Annotated in this window: 12 protein-coding genes; 2 read left to right on the top strand and 10 right to left on the bottom strand. The window is 60.1% G+C overall.

Translation table 11 applies throughout. The features are described from left to right. Positions 1-70: 70 nt before the first annotated feature. From gap to H4V96_RS03745, 3 genes are all read right to left on the bottom strand, one after another. Positions 71-1,081 (bottom strand): type I glyceraldehyde-3-phosphate dehydrogenase, encoded by a 1,011-nt coding sequence (gene gap / locus H4V96_RS03755; RefSeq protein ID WP_010395244.1) that lies wholly within the window; start codon positions 1,079-1,081, stop codon positions 71-73. A 79-nt stretch (positions 1,082-1,160) separates the two neighbouring features. Beyond that, a complete protein-coding gene (gene tkt, locus H4V96_RS03750) occupies positions 1,161-3,158 on the bottom strand; it encodes a transketolase (protein ID WP_196856727.1) in 1,998 nt (665 codons plus the stop codon). Between the two features lie 241 nt (positions 3,159-3,399). Continuing rightward, positions 3,400-6,138 carry a TonB-dependent receptor gene (locus tag H4V96_RS03745; protein WP_280720703.1) on the bottom strand — a complete coding sequence of 913 codons (2,739 nt, stop codon included), beginning with the start codon at positions 6,136-6,138 and terminating at the stop codon, positions 3,400-3,402. Between the two features lie 528 nt (positions 6,139-6,666). Between H4V96_RS03745 and H4V96_RS03740 the strand changes: the two genes are divergently transcribed. After that, a complete protein-coding gene (locus H4V96_RS03740) occupies positions 6,667-7,395 on the top strand; it encodes a 16S rRNA (uracil(1498)-N(3))-methyltransferase (RefSeq protein ID WP_196857057.1) in 729 nt (242 codons plus the stop codon). Positions 7,396-7,511: 116 nt separating this feature from the next. On the opposite strand, the gene H4V96_RS03735 is transcribed toward H4V96_RS03740, so the two are convergent. Then, positions 7,512-10,382 carry a TonB-dependent receptor gene (locus H4V96_RS03735; protein ID WP_280720702.1) on the bottom strand — a complete coding sequence of 957 codons (2,871 nt, stop codon included), beginning with the start codon at positions 10,380-10,382 and terminating at the stop codon, positions 7,512-7,514. A gap of 697 nt (positions 10,383-11,079) precedes the next feature. Between H4V96_RS03735 and H4V96_RS03730 the strand changes: the two genes are divergently transcribed. Then, entirely contained in the window at positions 11,080-12,708 is a 1,629-nt protein-coding gene (locus tag H4V96_RS03730) for an NAD(P)/FAD-dependent oxidoreductase (protein ID WP_196857055.1), read from the top strand. A gap of 15 nt (positions 12,709-12,723) precedes the next feature. Here H4V96_RS03730 and H4V96_RS03725 read toward each other — a convergent pair whose 3' ends face one another. The 6 genes from H4V96_RS03725 to glnA form a co-directional block, all read right to left on the bottom strand. Continuing rightward, positions 12,724-14,097 carry a GAF domain-containing sensor histidine kinase gene (locus tag H4V96_RS03725; protein WP_010395225.1) on the bottom strand — a complete coding sequence of 458 codons (1,374 nt, stop codon included), beginning with the start codon at positions 14,095-14,097 and terminating at the stop codon, positions 12,724-12,726. Positions 14,098-14,230: 133 nt separating this feature from the next. Next, entirely contained in the window at positions 14,231-15,196 is a 966-nt protein-coding gene (gene corA, locus H4V96_RS03720; protein WP_196857054.1) for a magnesium/cobalt transporter CorA, read from the bottom strand. Positions 15,197-15,342: 146 nt separating this feature from the next. Further along, complete coding sequence (gene ntrC, locus H4V96_RS03715) at positions 15,343-16,833, bottom strand: nitrogen regulation protein NR(I) (RefSeq protein WP_196857053.1); 1,491 nt, start codon at positions 16,831-16,833, stop codon at positions 15,343-15,345. Between the two features lie 48 nt (positions 16,834-16,881). Beyond that, a complete protein-coding gene (gene glnL, locus H4V96_RS03710) occupies positions 16,882-17,970 on the bottom strand; it encodes a nitrogen regulation protein NR(II) (RefSeq protein WP_070345731.1) in 1,089 nt (362 codons plus the stop codon). A 7-nt stretch (positions 17,971-17,977) separates the two neighbouring features. Further along, complete coding sequence (locus H4V96_RS03705) at positions 17,978-18,487, bottom strand: DUF4124 domain-containing protein (RefSeq protein ID WP_334686073.1); 510 nt, start codon at positions 18,485-18,487, stop codon at positions 17,978-17,980. A gap of 155 nt (positions 18,488-18,642) precedes the next feature. Beyond that, positions 18,643-20,058: a type I glutamate--ammonia ligase gene (glnA, locus tag H4V96_RS03700; protein WP_029496182.1), complete on the bottom strand. Its 1,416-nt coding sequence runs from the start codon at positions 20,056-20,058 to the stop codon at positions 18,643-18,645. Positions 20,059-20,174: the final 116 nt, after the last annotated feature.

The raw sequence follows: 20,174 nt of genomic DNA, 5'->3' as shown, positions 1-20,174 counted from the left end.
TTTTGTCAGGCGTCGTAAAGCCACGAATAAAAAAACGCCCCGAAGGGCGTTTTTCTAGGCTAGCCAAAAATTACTTGGCCGACATCAGCGCGACGGTGGTGTCGAGCATGCGGTTCGAGAAACCCCACTCATTGTCGTACCACGACGATACTTTCACCAGACGGCCCGATACCTTGGTCAGGGTCGAATCGAAGTTCGACGAAGCAGGGTTGTGGTTGAAGTCGATCGATACCAGCGGTTCGGTCTGGTACGTCAGGATACCTTCCAGGGCGCCTTCCGACGCGGCTTTCATCAGCGCGTTGACTTCTTCCACGGTGGTATCGCGCTTGGCGATGAAGGACAGGTCGACCAGCGAGACGTTGATGGTCGGCACGCGGATAGCGAAACCGTCCAGCTTGCCATTGAGCTCAGGCAACACCAGGCCAACGGCGGCAGCAGCGCCGGTCTTGGTCGGGATCATGCTCATGGTGGCCGAACGCGCGCGGCGCAGGTCTTCATGCATCACGTCGGACAGCACCTGGTCGTTGGTGTAGGCGTGCACGGTGGTCATCAAGCCCGTTTCGATGCCGATGGCGTCGTTGAGCGGCTTGACCAGCGGTGCCAGGCAGTTGGTGGTGCACGATGCGTTCGAGATGACGGTGTCGGTCGATTTCAATACCGAATGGTTGACGCCGAACACGACGGTCGCATCGACGTCCTTGCCGCCTGGTGCCGAGATGATGACTTTCTTGGCGCCACCCTTCAGGTGAGCCGAAGCTTTTTCTTTGGTGGTGAAGAAGCCCGTGCATTCCAGCACCACGTCCACGCCCAACTCGCCCCATGGAATTTCAGCCGGGTTGCGCTGTGCAAACACGCGGATCGGATCGCCATTGACGATCATGTTATCGCCTTCGACGGTCACGGTGCCCGGGAACTTGCCGTGCGCGGTATCGTAGCGGGTCAGGTGAGCGTTCGATTTGGCATCGCCCAGGTCATTGATGGCAACGATCTGGATATCCTGTTTCTTGCCGCCTTCGTAGAAAGCGCGCAACACATTACGGCCGATACGGCCGTAGCCATTGATTGCAACTTTGATCGTCATACTCTGCTCCTGATTAAAAAAAAAGGTATCAGCACAGCACCCCGGCCAGCACGTGGACGGGGTCTGCTCAAAATCAATATTAGCCGGCGATAACCGCTTTCACCTTGGCGACGACGTTCTCGACCGTGAAACCGAAATGCTTGAACAGCACGCCGGCAGGTGCCGATTCGCCAAACGTGTCGATACCGACCACGGCGCCTTCCAGGCCCACGTATTTGTACCAGAAGCTGGTCACGCCAGCTTCGATGGCCACGCGCGGCACGCCCTTGGTCAGCACGCTGGCCTTGTAGGCGGCGTCCTGGCGGTCATACACGTCGGTCGATGGCATCGACACCACGCGCACGTTGATGCCTTCCGAGGCCAGCGCGCTGGCGGCAGCGACGGCCAGTTCCACCTCGGAACCGGTGGCGATCAGGATCGCCTTGGCATCGGCCACATCGTTCAGCACATAGCCGCCGCGATAGATGTTCTCGATCTGCTCGGCGCTACGCTCTTGATATGGCAGGTTCTGGCGCGAGAAAATCAGGGTCGACGGACCATCCTTGCGGCGCACGGCGGCGCCCCAGGCAGCGGCCGACTCGACGGTGTCGCATGGACGCCAGTTGTCCAGGTTAGGGATCAAACGCATCGACGAGACGTGCTCGACCGATTGGTGCGTCGGGCCATCTTCGCCCAGGCCGATCGAATCGTGGGTAAACACGAAGATCGAACGCAGTTTCATCAGCGCGGCCATGCGCAAGGCATTGCGGCTGTAATCGGAAAACGTCAGGAACGTGGCGCCGAACGGGATGTAACCGCCGTGCAGGGTAATGCCGTTCATGATGGCGCTCATGCCAAATTCGCGCACGCCGTAATTGATATGATTGCCAGGCTGGCCCGAACGCACGGCCACGCACTCTTTCCAGTTCGTCAGGTTCGAACCGGTCAGGTCGGCCGAGCCACCCAAAAATTCCGGCAAAGACGAGGCCAGTGCCTGGATGGCGTTCTGGCTGGCCTTGCGGGTGGCAATGTTTTCTTTCTTTTCGACGCAGGACGCGATGGCGGCGCTCAGGGCCGCTTCGAATGCCTGTGGCAACTCGCCCTGCATGCGGCGGGTCAGTTCAGCAGCTTGCTGCGGGAATTGGCTGCTGTAGGCGCCAAAGCGCTCGTTCCAATCCGCTTCCAGCAGGGCGCCTTGTTGCTTGGCATCCCAGGCGGCGTACACGTCAGCGGGCATCTCGAACGGTGCGGCATCCCAGCCGATGTATTCACGCACGGCAGCGATTTCCTTGTCACCCAGCGCGGCGCCGTGGACCTTGTCGCCGCCTTGCAGGTTCGGCGAACCCTTGCCGATGATGGTCTTGCAGCAGATCAAGGTAGGCTTGCTGGCCGTCTTGGCGGCGGCGATGGCAGCGGACACGGCGGCAACGTCATGGCCGTCGACGGCGCGGATGACGTTCCAGCCATACGCTTCGAAGCGGGCTGGGGTGTCGTCCGTGAACCAGCCTTCGACTTTGCCATCGATGGAAATACCGTTGTCGTCGTACAGCGCGATCAGCTTGTTCAAGCCCAGGGTGCCGGCCAGCGCGCACACTTCGTGCGAAATACCTTCCATCAGGCAACCATCGCCCACAAACGCGTAGGTATAGTGGTTGACGATATCGTGGCCGGGGCGGTTGAATTCAGCTGCCAGCAATTGCTCCGACAAGGCCATGCCGACGGCGTTGGCGATGCCCTGGCCCAGCGGGCCGGTGGTCGTTTCCACGCCTGGCGTGATGTCGACTTCCGGGTGGCCCGGGGTTTTCGAATGCATCTGGCGGAAGGCCTTGATGTCATCCATCGACAAGTCATAGCCCGTCAGGTGCAGCAGCGCGTAGTGCAGCATCGAGCCGTGGCCGTTCGACAACAGGAAACGGTCACGGTTTTGCCATTTTGGATTCGCTGGATTGTGGCGATAATGACCACTCCACAGGGCAACTGCGATCTCGGCCATGCCCATCGGCATGCCTGGATGGCCGGAATTGGCCTTTTGTACAGCGTCCATTGCCAGTGCGCGGATCGCATTGGCCATTTTGGTGGTAGGGAGCGTAGAGTTCATCGTGTGTGGTCGATCGCGGAGTTTAAATTCGTTTGCAGCGCAGCTGGGCGCAGTCAGAACTGCGTATTTTACCAGACCAACAAGGGGAAAAATCAAACCGCGCGCGACGCCGCTGCACCTTACCCCTCCTGCGCCCCGGAGGGACGAAAAAAAACCGGGCCGGGCCCGGTTCTTTTGCAGCTTGCGCCGCTGCGGAGCGCGCCGTCAATCGGCCCGCTCCGCGCATCAGCCCGCCCTCACATCATTTGAAGGAGTACGACGCCGACACGTACATGTAGCGGCCACGCGGATTGCCGTAGGCGTTGTCGTAGCCGATGTTCGACGATGGATCGAACGCCGGTGTACGATCAAACACGTTGTTGACGCCACCGCGCAGCACCAGGTTCTTGAAGCCGCTGTAGGACAACGAGGCATCGACCAGGGTCGCGCTCGGGATCATCAAGCCGCTCGCGTACGTATCGTAGTAAAGATTGATCGTTGCCGACGGTGTCCGTTCCACGTGGTAGTGCGAAGTGAAGTTAGCGCTCGTCGTCGCTGCCCAAGCACCGCGATCCCAGTTCAGGCCCAGCTTGGCCTGCAGCTTAGGATAGCCGTATTCACCAGCCTCGCAAGCCGTGTTGTTAGGGCAATTGATCGCCGGATCGTCAGGCAGCAGCACGCGGTTGTAGGACAGCGTGTAAGTCGCTTCACCGGACACCTTGAAACGACCCATGTCGGCCGTGCGCATTGTGTACGCCGCTTCGACATCCAGACCGTCGGTGACGACCTTGCTGCGGTTGATCAAGCCAACCTGCAGCTGCTTCAGGCGACCTACCAACGGACCCAGCGTCGCGCGCTGGGCGGCGCTCAGCGCGTTGTACTTCTCCTGGTCTTCCGCCGTCACGGCGTAGCGCGTGACGGCGTTCTTGTACTGACCATCCTCGCCCGCCAGCACGGTTTCGTTGTCGAGGTTCTCGACCCGGTCATTCCACTTGATGTTCCAGTAGGTCAAGCCCAACGTCAGGTTCTTGATCGGTTCGGCGACCACACCCAGGTTGAACTGCTTCGATTTTTCGGGCTTCAAATCCTTGGTGCCGGACAGCAGGGACAGCGCCGAACCGCTGCAAGCGGTGTCGAAATACGCATCGCCCACGATGCAACGCTTCGGATCTTTGGTCGCGACGAAACCGCCACGGCCTTCGTTAAAGCGCTGCGACAGCGTCGGCGCGCGGAAACCGGTGCTGTAGCTGGTGCGGAACATCAAGGTCGGCAAGACGGTCCAGCGCAGGCCAAGCTTCGGATTGGTGGTACCACCGGCCATCTGGTAGCGGTCATAGCGGATGGCCGCCTGCGCTTCCAGGTTTTTCAGCAGCGGCAGGGCCAACTCGCCGAACACGGCGCCGAGCGACTCGGAGCCGTCGATGCCGCGCAGGGTCGAGTAGATGCCGATCTCGCCGTCGCGCCAAGCCTGCGACGGATCGTAGGTGAGCTTCTCGCGCTTGTACTCGGCACCAACGGCTACACCGATTTTGCCGCCGGGCAGTTGACCGAATTCGCTCGAAGCGGTCACCTTGGCAAAGTCCGTGGAGGACTTGGTCTTGGTGTACTGGTCCGCAGTCAGTTCGTTGATGACCTGCTCCGAATTATGGTTACCGCCGAAGGGGTTAAACTTGCCCTGCGCCAGGTAACTGTGCAATTTATCGTGCAGGAAGGAGCCGTAGACGCGCGTTTCACCCTTCTCCTGGCTGTGTCCCAAGGACACGGTCCAGTCCCAGTTGGCTACGCGGCCGGTAGCACCGCCGACCAGCCAGGTGGTATCAACATTGGTACCCGTACCACCCTCGGCGGCAGGGAAGAGGCGACGGATGGTGACCGGCACGCCGTAGGTGTTGAAGCGGTTGTCCGCCGCCACACGCAGCACGCCCGAGCGGTCGGCGTTTTGGATCCAGGCCGGCGAACCTTGGATGCGCGTGTCGAAGTGGTTGTAGAACAGATTGGCGAACAGCGACACATCCGGCGTCAAATCCCAGTTCGCCGTCACTGCACCGCCGTAGCGTGTGGACGGGCGCACCAAGTCTACCGACTCGGCGGCGGAATACAGGCAGGCGTTGCGGTTAGGCGCAGCCACCCATTCCGGCGCGTTCGGATAGGGCTTGCGGTGGGCTGCGTCGCACTCCGGATCAGGCATGCGCTGCGAACCGCCCAGCGACATGGTGCCCGGATCGCTACCCTTGGCGCCGTAGACGCCACCCTGATACAGGCCACCCTTGTGGCCGGTGAAATCGGTGCTGTTCGCCCAATCGCGGTCGACACCGTGAATGGCCTTGGTTTTTTCGTACGAGGCCGAATAGGTCACGTTAAATTTCTGTGCGTCGCGGTCGCCGAAACCGCCGGATACGGACACCTTATTGTTTTGCCCGTCGCCATAAGTGGTCGAGCCGGTGCTGGCGTCCAGGGTCAAGCCCTGGTAATCCTTGCGCAGGATAAAGTTGATGACGCCGCCGACGGCATCGGTGCCGTAGATGGCAGAGGCGCCGTCCTTGAGCACGTCGATGCGCTCGATCGCCGCCAGTGGAATAGCGTTCAGATCGACCGAGGTCTGGCCGCTGTACTCGTCCGAACCTGACGCCGGCAGGCGGTAGCCGTTCAACAGGATAAGGGTCGGCAGACCGCGCAGCGAGACGCTGGTGGCGCCGTTACGGAAGGAGCTCGATGTCGCCAGCTCACCGCCGTTACCGCCAGCCGAAGTCAGGTTGCGCATCAGGTCCAGCACCGACGTCGCACCCGAGCGGGCGATCGACTCGCGCGTCATCACGGTGATCGGGGAAATACCTTCGGCTTCGATGCGTTTAATGCTCGAACCGGTGATTTCTACGCGCTGCAGCTTGGGCGCCGGCGCATCGGTCGCTTGCTGCGCGTGGACGCTCATCGTTGCGATGCCGGCGAACGCGGCCAACGCCAGTCTCACCACTTGCACACTCTTTTTTTCGCGAAACATCATAACTTATTCCTTTTAATGATCTCTGGTGTCACTTGATAAGCGGTTAGTTTGTATTTTTATAATCGCTTAAATCTCTCATAGACTTGCAAAAAACTGCAAGGCCCTCCCGCTACAGTGTGATGCTTTTCCAAACAACTTAAGCTGGTCGCAACGCGCCTGGGGCCACATAGGCCCAGGCATTAAAACGTGCGGCGTCTCCCAAAAACATACCGAATCACATCACGGACGAGATTGCCGGAAACAATTGATGTCGTTCAACACAACTTGTATAGTCATAAAACCACGCCAAAAGCATCACTGTCAATAATGCAATGGTTTATGAGATCAAAAAACAACATTTCATTTTTATCCAACTTATTATCTCCATGTGATTTCCCGCCCCGGATGCGCCGCACGCAAGCCCAGCGGCAAGAATTTCACCCGGCCGCGCGCAGCGGCACTAAAATTGCACCCTCGAGTCGCAGCCGCGTGCCCCCCACCAGCGCGCGGCGCGGCACCTCCCATTATTTCTCTCCGCCAGGATGTTGCATGCCGCGTTTTTTCTGTCCCCAGCCACTCGCCATAGGCGCCACTATCGCTCTGCCCGACGCCGTCGCTCACCACATCCAGGTCGTGCGTCTGGCGCCAGGCGACATCATCACCCTGTTCAATGGCGAAGGCGGCGAAGTGCAGGCCAGCCTGGTAACAGTGGCCAAACGCAGCGTAACGGCTGAAGTACAGGCGCACGTGGCGCGCGAAGCGGAACTGCCGTATGCCGTGACCTTGGCGCAAGCGCTGCCGGAAGCATCAAAAATGGACTGGATCATCGAAAAAGCCATCGAACTGGGCGCGGCCGGCATCGTCCCGCTGGCGGCGCAGCGCTGCGTGGTGCGCTTATCGGCCGAGCGGGCCGAGAAAAAACTCGCGCATTGGCAAGGCATCATCGTTTCCGCTTCGGAACAATGCGGGCGCAACCGCCTGGCCAGCGTTGCATCTGTGCAAGATTTTAACCGCTGGGTCACGGCACCCGCCGAAGACATGCAGCGCGTCCTGCTCAGTCCGCGTGCAGGGCAGTCGCTGGCACAGTGGGCCAAGGCCACGCCGCCGCGCGCCACCTGCCTGCTGGTCGGTCCTGAAGGCGGCTATACGCACGCCGAGGAAGAGGCTGCCATCGCCGCTGGTGCCCTGCCCCTGTCCATGGGGCCGCGCGTATTGCGTACCGAGACAGCCGGCCTGGCGGCACTGTCTATTCTGGCCGCCATTTGGGGCGGTATCTAATAGTATCCAACAGTGTCTGATATACAGACATGAAAAAAGGGCGCGATGACTTCTCAGTCATCGCGCCCTTCGGAAGAAGGCAGCGGCATTGCTGCCGCCTTGTTCACCTTACTATATTAGAAGGTGTATGCCAGTCCGAGGCTGAAGAAGCGGCCAACAGCGCCCGCTTGATGCATCGATGCGTTGTACGAAGTTTGGACGCCCGCATTGCCGTAGGTACCGACGTCGATAGGCGGAGCCTTGTCGAACACGTTCAGGATCGTCCCTTTCAGGATCAGGTTCGGCGACAGCTTGTACTGCACGTTCAGGTTCGTCACGGTGAACGAAGGTACGTGGCAGTATTGGCTAGGCTGAACAAGACCGGCAAAGTAATTGCGGCCGCCAGTGGAGACACCGGTCTTGGCGCAATCGTTGGAGTCAACGGATGGATCCAGCGTCGAGAATGAACTGGTGTAGTTCATGCTCGTGGTAATGTCCAGCGGACCACGGGTCCAGTTCAGCGAGAACTGAGCGCGATCTTTCGGATTACCGGTTGCACCGCCTACGCCCGATGGACCCTGAGTGCCGGCCAGCTGATAGCTGATACCATTGACGCTCTGGGTGTAATCGAAGGTATGCGCTGCACTCAGGTCAGCGCGCAGCGTGCCCAGTTCACCCGGCAGGCGGAAACGGTAGTTGATGGCCGCTTCGATACCGCTGGTGGTGGTTTCACCGGCATTGATGTAGCCCGACGTACCGTACAGGATCGGGCCCACCGGTGACAGTACCGACTTGGTCGTGCCATCGGCCTGCACGGTATCCATCTGAACAGGCGCGCCGCGAACGAAAGCTGGCACGTAGCTAGGATCGCTGGTTGCAGCGCTGACGATCTGGTTGTTCAGCGTGATCTTGTAATAATCGAGCGTTGCACCCAGACCAGGGACCGGTGCCAGGACGATACCCAGGTCAAACGACTTGGATTTTTCCGGCGACAGATTCTTGGAGGTTTGCTGGACGAATGCCGGCGTGAAGGCACAGAAGACTGGCACGCTGCCGACTGCGGCTTTGTTGCTCGTTGGGCACAGGATCGGGTCATTGATCGCGTGGTACTGGAAGAACGAACCGGCACTGCCCGACTCGGCCGGGTTTGGCGCGCGGAAGCCGCGTGCGAAGTTACCGCGCATGGCGAACTGCTTCGTCGGCGTCCACTTGATGTTGGCGGACGGGGTGAACGAATTGCCATAGGTGTCGAAGTGATCATAACGGCCGGCCACGCCCAGTTCCACGTTCTTGATCGGCGTTGCTTGCAGCTCGGCGAAGACAGCGGTGTTGGTTTCCGAACCGAACACGAAAGCCGAGGTGCTGGCGACTTGGCCGTTCGCGGTCAGCGGGGACGGCGGCGCATTCCAATCACGCTTATGATAGTGCAAACCAGCTGCCAGTACCAGGGGACCGGCGCCCAGTTGCATCACTTCACGGCTGGCCGTCGCGTCGAGGTAGTTCAGCTTCGAATCGTTCGTATTCGAGAACGTCGGCGACACAGCAGCGAGCTGCTGTGGCGTGTTACCACCAAGCACGTTAAACGTACCAGCCTTCAGCGCATTGTACAAAGCGTTGCGGTCGACGTAACCGCTATAGTCGATGGCGACCTTGGACTCGGTCACACCACCAGCGGCGCGAACGTCCCAGCCGTAAGCAGTACCGCTCAGGTCCACCGCGAAACGGGTAGCCGTGGCAGTATTGTCCGAAGTCTGGGCAGGCGCCGCGCCCGGGATGTAGCCGTACAAGCGGGCAGTGCCAGGCAAGGTATTGATGATGCCTGCGCCGACGGCAGCGCCAGGAGCGAAGGTGGTAGCGCCAATGGCACCAACGGCAGGACGCAAGGTGCCGTCCGGGCTCAGGGCGTTGTTACCGGCGAAGCTGGCGGTCGAGAAGACCGGCGGCACGCCACGGTTGTTGCTGCTGTCACGCTTGAAGTAGGAAGCTTTGAGGCCCAGTTCCCAATCCCCGCCCAGTTTCTTGGTGGCGCCGACGAGAACATTGATGTTATCGACTTGTGGCTGGATGAAGGACGAATTGTCGGTCACTGCGCACTGACCTGCACGGTACTTGGCGAAGTTGCAGTTCGCATCGAGGAACGTGAAGTTGGCTGCATTGTTGGCGCCGCCTGCACCGCTCGGGTTGTACAGGAATGGCGAGCTACCCTGCGTCAGGAAGCTGTTCAGTGCGGTTGGCACACCCAGGGTCAGGTCGTTGCCGCCACGGCCGCGCCAGTCGCGGCTAGCCCACTCGTTCTTGGCACGGTCAGCCACCTTGATGGCGCCCTGATGACGCCACTCGGCGGTAGCGTAGATGTTGTAACCGTCGGCATCGAGATCACCAAAACCGGTGCTCAGGGACGCGCGCTGAGTTGCGCCACCGCCATGCTGCGTCTTGCCGCCTTCAGCGGCGAAACGGGTGCCCTGGAAGCTTTTTTTCAATTTGATGTTGACCACGCCGGCCACGGCATCCGAACCGTACAGCGACGAAGCGCCGGCCTTCAGGATCTCGATGCTCTCGATGGCGTCGAGTGGAATGTTCGAGACATCGACGAAGGAACGTTGCGAATCATCGCCGAGGGCGTATGGCGCCACGCGATGGCCGTCGAGCAGCACCAGGGTCGCGCCCACGGTCAAGCCGCGCAGCGAAATACCGGAAGCGCCATTTGCGAAAGCGCCGCTGAAACCGGTGCCCAGGGTACCGGCGCCGTTAGAGGCCAAGTCGCTCAGCAGTTCAGCGATCGATGTTTTACCGCTGCGCTGGATATCCTGCGCAGTTACCACTTGTACTGGCGTGGCGGTTTCGGTATCGGCGCGACTGATCATCGAACCAGTCACGATGACCCGTTGCACAGGCTCACTGGCTGATGCTTGTTGAGCCATTGCCGGGGCAATGGCAGCGACGGAAAATGCACCGCTTGCAATAATTTGCAAGATCGCAACTGGCATAGGCTTAATACGTAACTTCATGTAAAAAACTCCTTCTGGGCATGTGCCTGAATTTTTTTAAGGAAACCCTTGGGTAAAGGTTTTCCTGATAAATGTGTCCACACGTTACAAATGTGACGCAGCTGTTACATGGAACCATATGGCATGGAACGGTGTCAATTCATTAGGCGACGACGATAACTTCAAAACAACGGGATAATTTTTATAAACATGTTTTGCGCCATAACTTATTCGGAAATAGTGCATAAACCATCCAATTTAGTGCGCAACTGCCCTTTTTTGGTGCATTAATATTTACCTTGCACTGCAGCAAAATTATTATGTCCATTAATTAAAACACTGTTACTAATTTGTGCCAAATCACGCTTCTTTAGCTTTCTTACTATTGGCGAAATAAACTGTTTCCCCCTGTCCAATTACGATTGTGCAAATGCAGCAAATGGAAATTTTTCAAGGTCCATACGCGGCGCCCTGACGGCGCCGACTTCGGCCCTGATGAAATGTTGTTTTTTGGTCTCATCAACATGGCGATGCGCAGCCGATGGGCTCTGCAGCCAGAGCCAGGACGGTATTTGTCACGCCCATCCGCTTCCCGGCGGGGGCGCCACAGGCAATACATTGAGCGCTGGAAGGAGTAAAATGCCGCCTTCCGCCGCGCCATGCGCCGGTTGCCCGCTCTCCGCTAGATACGGAGCCCTGCACTTTTCGGATACACATCATGTTGCGACTCAACGAAGTAAAACTCCCCCTCGAACACGACGAAGCCGCCCTGCCGGCCGCCATCCTGGCGCGCCTGGGCATCGATGCAGCCGATTTGCTCGGCTTTACCGTCTTCAAGCGCAGCTATGACGCGCGCAAGCGCAGCGCCGTGGTGTTGATTTACTCGTTGCATGTTGAAATCAACAACGAGGCCGCCGTGCTGGCGCGCCTGCAGCATGATATCCATCTGATGCCCGCGCCCAACACCGACTACAAATTCGTCGCCGGCGGCGAACAGCTGGCCGGCCATACCAATGTAGCGCGCCCGATCGTCGTCGGCACGGGTCCTTGCGGCCTGTTCGTGGCGCTGATCCTGGCGCAGATGGGTTTGCGCCCCATCATCCTGGAACGGGGCAAGCAGGTACGCGAACGCACGGTCGACACCTTCGGCTTCTGGCGCAAGCGCGAACTGAACCCGGAATCGAACGTGCAGTTTGGTGAAGGCGGTGCCGGCACCTTCTCGGACGGCAAGCTGTACAGCCAAATCAAAGACCCCATGCACTATGGCCGCAAAGTATTGACGGAATTCGTCAAGGCTGGCGCGCCCGAAGAAATCATGTATATGAGCAAGCCGCACATCGGCACCTTCCGCCTGGTCAAGATGGTGGAAGCCATGCGCGCAAATATCGAACAGCTGGGCGGCGAGTACCGCTTCGAGAGCAAAGTCGTCGATCTCGATATCGCGCCAGGCGCCGACGGTGGCCAGGTGCGCGGCGTGGTACTGGCCAGCGGCGAGACCATCGCCAGCAACCACGTGGTGATGGCCATCGGCCACAGCGCGCGCGACACCTTCGAGATGCTGCACCGCCGCGGCGTGTACATCGAAGCGAAACCGTTCTCGATCGGTTTCCGCGTGGAACACCCGCAATCCTTGATCGATAGCTGCCGCTTCGGCCCCAGCGCCGGCCACCCGATTCTGGGTGCGGCCGACTACAAGCTGGTGCACCACGCCAGCAATGGCCGCTCCGTCTACAGCTTTTGCATGTGCCCCGGTGGCACGGTGGTGGCGGCAGCGTCGGAACCGGGCCGCCTGGTGACGAATGGCATGAGCCAGTACTCGCGCAACGAGCGCAACGCCAACAGCGCCATCGTCGTCGGCATTACGCCAGCCGACTACCCGGGCGACCCGCTGGCCGGCATCGCCCTGCAACGCGACCTGGAAGAGCGCGCATTTGCCCTCGGCGGCGGCAACTACGATGCTCCGGGGCAATTGGTCGGCGATTTCGTCGAAGGCCGCGCTTCGACCGAGTTCGGCAGCGTGATACCGTCGTACAAGCCAGCCGTGCACCTGACAGACCTGGCGCCGTCGCTGCCCGAGTATGCGATCACGGCCCTGCGTGAAGCGTTTCCAGCATTCAACAAGCAGATCAAGGGCTACTACAAGGCCGATGCCGTGTTGACAGGCGTAGAGACGCGCACCTCGTCACCGATCCGCATCAAGCGCCGCGACGACGACTTGCAAAGCCTGAACACGCGCGGCCTGTTCCCCGCCGGCGAAGGCGCCGGCTATGCGGGCGGCATCCTGTCGGCAGCTGTCGATGGCATCAAGGTGGCTGAAGCGGTGGCTCTGTCGATGGCAGCCGCCTGAGACCCGTACCGCAGATCAGTGGCCCAGCGGTAGCCTGATCTGTATGTGACAGCCGGGCGTGCCGTCGATGGCGCACACCTGGCCGCCCAGTTGCTGCACGATGGTGTAGACGATGTGCATGCCCAGGCCGGAACCGCCCTGGCCACGCTTGGTGGTAAAAAACGGTTCAAACAGATGTTCGCGCACGGCCGGTGCCAGGCCGATGCCGTCGTCGGAAAACTCCAGCAGCAGCCATTGCGCGGGGGCGTCATCCACGCCTTCCTCGATGCGCGCGCGTATCGTGATGCGCCCTGGCCCACCGTGCGGATAGCCGTGGCGGGCGCTGTTCATCAGCAGGTTCGAGAGAATTTGCGACAGCTTGCCAGCCGCCAGGCGCACCTGGCAATCGGGCGCGATATCGATTTCCACGCTCAGCGCCGCCTTGCGCAGTTCCGGGCTGTGCGCCAACACCAGGCCATGCACATAGTCGTGCAGCACCAGGTTGGCCACGTATTCGCTGACCTGGTCCACGGCCAACTGCTTGAAATTGCCGATCAGGTCGGCGGCGCGCGCCAAGTTGCGCTCGATCAAGGCCGCCGCACCTTTCAAGGCTTCGGCAACGTCGATCAATTCGGCACGGCTGACCTTGGCACCGCCCAGCAGCTGCACCAACTGGTCGGCATAACTACCCATGCTCGAGGCCGCCGTGAGTGCCACGCCGATCGGCGTGTTGACTTCATGCGACACGCCGGCCACCAGCGAACCGAGGGCCGCCATCTGTTCCTGCTCGATCAGGTTGGCCTGCACCGCCAGCAGCGACTCAGTGCGCACGCGCACCATTTCTTCGAGCTGCTGCGTGCGCTCCTGGTGCTGCAACTCGGCCGCGCCACGGGCCGAAAAGATCGACAGCAACAACAAGGCCAGCAAGCGCTTGTTTTCATCGATGGGACGCGTGTCGATGGCCGACAAGATGCCCAGGGTCTTGCCTTCAGTATCGATCAGTGGCATGCCGATATAGCTTTCGGCCTGCATGTCGACCAGCAGGGTGTCTAGTGGAAAGCGACGCTGGATGTCGCTGCCATGAAAACACATGCTCTGGCAAGTCACGTCCTGGCAAGGCGTGTGCTGCAAGCTGTATTCGACATTCGCCTGGTAGCCGTCGCCGCCCCACAGGGCCAGGGTGCGGATGCCTTCGCTGCCATCATCCATGCGCACCAGGCGCCCGGCGATCACATAGTGCACGTCGAGCGCTTCGGCCAGATCCTTGACGAGGATGCGCAGGAAGTCGTCGCCGCGGGCACGCGCCGTCGAGTCGGTAATCGAGCGCAGCGCCGCTTCCGCCAGGGTACGCCGCTGCTCGGGATCGAACAGAGGTTCTCGCGAATTCACATCAAACAAGGGAATACTCATGTATGCTCCTGTACAACACTGGAAGCACCAGCAAACCTGCCGGCGTGGCACCCCTCGGCCATGACCCGCCCGAGCAGGTATGCCGCGATTGTACTCCGCCTATTGTTTAATAATACAGATAGGCAGGAATTTTTTACAGCCAGCCGGAACGCTTGAACAAGTAATACATATAACCGCAGACACAGCTCATCAGTCCAACGGCCACTGGATAACCGTATTGCCAGTCCAGCTCGGGCATGAACTTGAAATTCATGCCCCACACCCCGGCAAACGCCGTGAACACGGCAAAGATGGCCGCCCAGGCCGCCAACTGCTTGTTCACTTCGCTCTCGTCGATGGCCACCATCGACAAATTCACCTGGATGGCCGTGCTGATAGTGTCGCGGATGGTGTCGAGCGTGCCATTGATGCGCGCCAGATGGTCGTGCACATCGCGGAAATACTCCTGGGTATCGTGGCACAGCGGCGGCACCCGTCCGCCATGCAGCTTGCCCACCGCTTCCATCAGAGGCGCCACCACGTGGCGCAAAACCATGACCTTGCGCTTCAACTGATACAGGCGTTCGATATTGTCGCGCTCGGTGCCACGGTCAAAGATGCGGTCCTCGATCAATTCCAGCTCCGATTCCAGCGCGTCGAGCACGGGGAAGTAGCGGTCGACGACGGCGTCCATCAGCGCGTACAACACGAAGGCCGCCCCCTGGCGCAGCAAGTGCGGTTCGCGCTCGGCGCGCGCGCGCACGCCGAGGAAACCTTGCGAGCTATTGCTGCGCGACGAGAGCACATAATTGGCGCCAACGAAAATGTCGACTTCGCCCAGTACCAGTTCGTTCGCAATCATTTCCACGGTTTTCACCACGGCAAACAGGGAATCGCCATATTCCTCGATCTTCGGGCGCTGGTGGCCGCGCTGCGCATCCTCGACGGCCAGTTCATGCAGGCAAAACTCGTGCTGCATCTGTTTCAGCTCGGCCGGCGTCGCATCAAGCAGCGCAACCCAGACGAAACAGTCGGGACGCTCGACGTAATCGCTGATATCGTCAATCGGCAAGTCGGCCAGTTTTTTGCCATCCTGGTAGGCCACGCAGTTAATCAGCATACAGTTCCACAATGAAAGTTAAGACCGGACGAAACAGTCCGGCAAGCGCCAGCTTACCTTATCGCCTGTCATTGTTGTGGGTGTTGTGGCGTGCCATCGACGCCGCGCGGAAAAGCGGACGGGGCGAGTGCCCGTCCAGCCATGCATCAATCGTCCTTGGCGCCGTCGATGCCCAGTTCCGAGATCTTGCGGGTGATGGTGTTGCGGCCGATGCCCAGGCGCACGGCGGCGTCATTCTTGCGCCCGTGCGTATGCTTGAGCGCCGTCTTGATCAGGGCCGACTCGAATTGCCGCCCCAGCACGGCCATGACTTCTTGCTGCCCCGCGCCCAGCATTGCGGCGGCCTGCAATTCCAGCAAGCCGATCCAGCCCGGCGGCGCGCCGTTGACGGGTACGGCAGCCTCGAATACCTGGCCACCATGCGCATGAGCAACGTTCGCTGGCGCCACGTCAGCGCAGGCAGACGCGGTCGCAACGTCGCCCTGCCCCTGCGTCAATTCCAAGGGCAAGTCCTTGATTTCCACCGTCTGGCCCGGCGCCATCACGGTGATCCAGTTGCACAGGTTTTCCAGCTGGCGCACATTGCCGGGCAAATCGAGGCTGCTGAGGAACTGCATCGTCGGCTCACTCATGCGCTTCGCTTCCACGCCCAGCTGGCGCCCGCTTTGCACCAGGAAGTGGCGCACCAGGATGGGGATATCCTCGCGCCGCTCCCGCAAACTGGGCAGGCGCAAACGGATCACGTTCAGGCGGTGATACAAGTCTTCGCGGAACAGGCCGTCGCGCACGCGCTGCTCAAGATTCTGGTGCGTGGCGGTAATGACGCGCACATTCGCCTTGATGGGCTGATGCCCGCCGACGCGATAGAAGTGGCCGTCGGACAGTACGCGCAAGAGACGCGTCTGCAGGTCGAACGGCATGTCGCCGATTTCATCGAGGAACAAAGTGCCGTTCTCGGCTTGCTCGAAGCGGCCACGGCGCGTCGTCTGCGCGCCCGTAAATGCCCCGCGTTCATGGCCGAACAATTCCGATTCCAGCAAATCTTTCGGTATAGCCGCCGTATTGAGGGCAATGAAAGGCTGCGCCGCGCGCGGACTATGCTTGTGTAACGCGCGCGCCACGAGTTCCTTGCCGGAACCTGATTCGCCCGTGATAAGCACCGTCACATTCGATTGCGACAGGCGGCCGATGGCGCGGAACACTTCCTGCATGGCCGGTGCCTGGCCAAGGATTTCCGGCGCTTCCGACGGGCCCGATTCGACGCTGGCCTCGCGCAGGCTCTCGTCGAGCGCGCGGCGGATCAGTTCGACAGCCTTGTCGATATCAAACGGCTTGGCCAGGTATTCAAAGGCGCCGCCCTGGAAGGACGCGACGGCTGAATCGAGGTCGGAAAAAGCCGTGATGATAATCACAGGCAAGCCGGGAAAGCGCGACTTGACCGTCTGCAGCAATTCCAGGCCAGACGCGCCCGGCATGCGGATATCGGACACGAGCACTTGCGGCGTGTCAAATTCCAGTGCCGCGATAGCATCGCGTGCATTGGCAAAACTCTTGGTAGCGAGATTTTCCCGCGCCAGGGCTTTTTCCAGCACCCAGCGGATTGATTCGTCGTCGTCAACTATCCAGATTGGCTTCATTAGTGTGTGCGTCCCGCAATGGATTTCATGGGTGGGATACCCCCTCGCTTATGGCAAGGGTAGAACGATCCTGAAATCGGTGTATCCAGGCCGGCTTTCGCACTCGATCACGCCCAGGTGCTGTTGCACGAAGGTTTGCGCCAAGGTCAGCCCCAAACCGCTGCCGCCTTCCCTGCCCGACACCAGCGGGTAGAAAATCCGGTCACGGATCTGAGGTGCGATGCCCGGTCCATTGTCAATGATATGCAAGTCTAATGCCAGGGCGTAACGGACCTTGGCCAGGGTCACTTGGCGCGCCACGCGCGTCTTGAAAATCAGCTCCGCATCGCCCGCCTCGATGCGCTCGGCCAGCGCTTGCGCCGCGTTATGCGCGATATTGATCACGGTTTGTATCAATTGTTCCTTATCGCCGCGAAACTCGGGAATCGAGGCATCGTAATCGCGCGCAATGGTCAGCCCACTGGGAAATTCGGCCAGGATCAGGCTGCGCACGCGCTCACACACTTCGTGGATATTCACGTCGCCCACGATGTGCGGGCGGCGGTGCGGCGCCAGCAGGCGGTCGACCAGGGTTTGCAGCCGGTCCGCTTCCTTGATGATGACCTGCGTGTATTCGCGCAGCTCGCTCAGGTGCAGGGCCGGCAATTCCAGCTCCAGCAGCTGGGCCGCGCCGCGGATACCGCCCAGCGGGTTCTTGATTTCATGCGCCAGATTGCGTATCAGCTCCTTGTTGACCTGGCTCTGGTCGAGGATGCGCTCCTCGCGGTCGAGTTTTAACTGCTGCACGTTTTCGCGCAGCTCGATCAGTACGCCGTCGCTCGGCGCGTCGAGCGCGCTGACGATGCTGTGCACGCGCAGCGGCTCGCGCCCCAGGCGCTCCAGGCTCAGATCCTGGCGCAAATCGGAGAATTTATGTTCGAGCGCCTGCGCGCAGATGCCGGCCAGCTCTTCGGGATTGAGGAACAGCGCCGTCAACTTCTGCCGCGAGAGCGCTTTCAGCGAGCTTTCCAGCAAGTTTTCAGCCGCCGCGTTGGCATAGCTGATGTGCCCGTCGCGATCGAGCAAGATCACGGCAGAAGCCAGCAAATCGAGACCCGCCAGGTGGGCGGGACGGCTGGGAGGGTTGTGTATTGTCATGGTCTGCTCATCGGATATTGGCGATCTCGCGTTTCAGCGCTTCGACGTTCTGCTGTGTGCGGCCAAGGTTGTCCCTCAACTGCGCCACGCGTTCCTGATATTTCGCATAGTTACGCTCATTACCCTGGCGCTCGGGCTGGCCGGCGTTCAGTTCCAGGCGCTGGGCCGCCAATTTCTGTTCTTCGCTGCGCAATTCGTCCTGCAGGATCTGGCGCCGGTCCAGGTCGCGCGCGCGCTGCTCGGCGCCGTCAACCTTGGGAAACGCCCCGGCGGCAGGCACCGCCGTGGCCAGCGCCTGCGTGGCGGGCCGCGCAAGCGGGCCGGTCAGCGGCGCCGTCTTGCGTGGCGGCTGCGTCATGGCGCCAGGCAAATCGAGCAACTGGCAATGCTTGCCCGCCAGCTTGTCCGTGTACGTCTTGTGTCCGTGCGCATCGGCGCACACATACAACTGCGCGTGCGCCTGCGCCGCTGCAGCCAGCAATGCGGCCATCAACGCGATTCTGTCATACTTGCTCAATCTCGACTCCTGTCGGCACCTGCCGCATCGTTCCTGGGCCGACTATACAACACGTGCTGCCGCCGCATGGGCGTACTGCATAAAAAAACGCGGGCAAGACCATCGCCTCACCCGCGTTTTTCACTCACTACCGGCAAGTTGCCGGCATGGCGCCATTACAGCGAGTAGTACATGTCGAACTCGGCTGGATGCGTGGTCATGCGCATGCGCTGCACGTCCTGCATTTTCAATTCTAGATAAGCGTCGATCATGGAATCGCTGAACACGCCACCACGGGTCAGGAACTCGCGATCCTTGTCCAGCGCATCGAGTGCTTCTTCCAGCGAAGCGCACACGGTAGGGATCAGTGCGTCTTCTTCTGGCGGCAGATGGTACAGATCTTTCGAGGCTGCTTCGCCCGGATGGATCTTGTTGGCAACGCCGTCCAGGCCAGCCATCAACAGTGCAGCGAAACACAGGTACGGGTTCGCCAGTGGATCCGGGAAACGCGCTTCGACGCGGCGGCCTTTTGGATTGGCCACGTGCGGGATACGGATCGAGGCGGAGCGGTTTTTCGCCGAGTACGCCAATTTCACCGGAGCTTCATAGCCTGGTACCAGACGCTTGTACGAGTTGGTGCCCGGGTTGGTGATCGCATTCAATGCCTTGGCGTGCTTGATGATGCCGCCGATGTAGTACAGGGCGAAATCGGACAGGCCGGCATAGCCGTCGCCAGCGAACAGGTTTTTGCCATCTTTCCATACGGATTGATGCACGTGCATGCCCGAACCGTTGTCGCCAACGATAGGTTTCGGCATGAAGGTAGCGGTTTTGCCATAGCTGTGCGCCACGTTCCACACCACGTATTTCAGGTTTTGCGTCCAGTCGGCGCGCTCGACCAGGGTCGAGAACTTGGTGCCGATTTCATTCTGGCCGGCGCCGGCGACTTCGTGATGGTGTACTTCAACCGGGATGCCCAGCGATTCCAGAATCAGGCACATTTCCGAACGCATGTCCTGGAAGCTGTCCACTGGTGGCACCGGGAAGTAGCCGCCCTTGACGGTAGGACGGTGGCCGCTGTTGCCGCCCTCGATATCCTTGCCGGTCGACCATGAACCTTCGTCCGAACCGATCTTGACAAAGCAACCCGACATGTCGATCTTCCAGCGCACGCTGTCGAAGATGAAGAATTCTGGCTCAGGGCCGAAGTAGGCGGTGTCGCCCATGCCCGACGATTTCAGGTAGGCTTCGGCGCGTTTCGCGATCGAGCGCGGGTCGCGGTCATAGCCCTTGCCGTCCGATGGTTCGATCACGTCGCACTGCATGAACAGCGTGGTTTCTTCCATGAACGGATCGATATTGGCGGTGTTTGGATCCGGCAGCAAAATCATGTCGGACGCTTCAATGCCTTTCCAGCCAGCGATCGAAGAACCGTCAAAGGCGTGGCCCGACTCGAATTTATCCATGTCGAAGTGCGACACGGGAACCGTCACGTGCTGCTCTTTACCACGGGTGTCGGCAAAGCGGAAATCAACGAATTTGACTTCGTTTTCTTCTACCATCTTCAAGACTTCTGCGGCTGTCATTGCCATGCGTATCTCCTAAATGAATGTGGGGTGAGCCGACCTTAATGCGTCTGGGCTGATGCAGCGAAGCAAACATTGCGTGCCACCAAAACTCACAAGGATCATAGCAGATTCCATGCCAG

It is taken from the genome of Janthinobacterium sp. CG_23.4, from assembly GCF_029892305.1.
GTDB classification, from domain to species: Bacteria; Pseudomonadota; Gammaproteobacteria; order Burkholderiales; family Burkholderiaceae_D; genus Janthinobacterium; species Janthinobacterium lividum_D.
This window is presented reverse-complemented; position numbering and strand designations above follow the sequence as displayed.